2 protein-coding genes are annotated in these 1084 nt (G+C 66.6%); both read right to left on the bottom strand.

What is annotated here, in order from left to right; genetic code table 11:
* Window positions 1–26 precede the first annotated feature (26 nt).
* Window positions 27–620 (bottom strand): IS630 family transposase, encoded by a 594-nt coding sequence (locus D3A59_RS24920; protein ID WP_119157984.1) that lies wholly within the window; start codon window positions 618–620, stop codon window positions 27–29.
* A complete protein-coding gene (locus D3A59_RS24915) occupies window positions 539–1024 on the bottom strand; it encodes a helix-turn-helix domain-containing protein (protein WP_119157983.1) in 486 nt (161 codons plus the stop codon). Before D3A59_RS24915 ends, D3A59_RS24920 begins: the two co-directional genes overlap by 82 nt.
* Window positions 1025–1084 lie beyond the last annotated feature (60 nt).

The raw sequence follows: 1084 nt of genomic DNA, 5'->3' as shown, positions 1-1084 counted from the left end.
TAAGTTAGACGGCAAAAGTCTTCTGCTCAGAATGCCAGCTGGTAACGCGCGCCGACTTCCTGGAGGATAAGAGTGACCTCGGCTTCGAGTTCGGCCTTGTTGCGATGGCGTGGCTGCATCCATCGGTGCTTGACCAGGCGCCATAGGGTCTCGATGCGGTTGAGCTCCGGGCTGTAGGTGGGCAGGAAGTGCAGCGTCACGCCCTGGGCAGCAAGGATCTTCAGATGCGGGGCGATGGCCGTTGCCCGGTGAATGCTGGCGTTGTCCAGCACCACAACCAGCGGCTTGTCCACCCGGCGCTTGAGCAGGGCCAGGAAGGCGGCGAAGAGCCCGGCCGTGACGCTCTCCCACAGCGGCACGAAGAAGGTGTGTCCCGTGGACAGCAGTGCTGCCAGCACGTTCAGGCGCGGGCCGCGGTGGGCCTCGATGCGGTGCTGCTGTCCAACGGGCGTCCAGGCGCTGCGGTTGGGATGGGTCTGCGTGAAGCCGGCCTCGTCCAGGTAGGCCAGCTCGATCTCGCCGGCCGCCCCGCGCTCTCTCAGCCCGGCCAGATCCACACGGCCCTGCTCGAAGGCGTCGGGGTCTCTTTTTTGGCAAGGCTGTGGCGCGTGCGCTTCCAGACGAAGCCTGCGGCCTTGAGCGCGTGCTTGAGGGTGTCCAAGTGCACCGGCTCGCCGCCGGCTTCAATGTGGCGCGCCAGCAACTGCACTGCACTCAGCGGCTCGCTGCGGGCCCACTGCAGCAGCCGTTGCACCTGCGCGTCATCGAGCCGGCGCGGCGCGCCGCTCCTGGGCAGGTCGACCAGCGAGGCCATGCCGTGGTCGAGCCAGCCGCGACGCGTGGTCATGACCGTGCGCTTGTTGAGCTCCTGGCGCTGCGCCACCTCCACCGTGGAGAGACCACGCCCGAGCAGCAGCAGCGTCTCGGCACGCTGGCGTTCGCGCCAGTGCGTGCCGTACCGGGCCACGCGCTGCAGTTCCAGCCGCTGCTGCTCGCTCAACTCCACCACCAGGGCCGCCGGCATCCTCACTCCTTCTGCCTCGCAGGCAAAGAAAGTGAGAATATTACTTTCTCAGTCTAACTT

This window comes from Caldimonas tepidiphila, assembly GCF_003569765.1.
GTDB lineage: Bacteria > Pseudomonadota > Gammaproteobacteria > Burkholderiales > Burkholderiaceae_C > Caldimonas > Caldimonas tepidiphila.
This window is presented reverse-complemented; position numbering and strand designations above follow the sequence as displayed.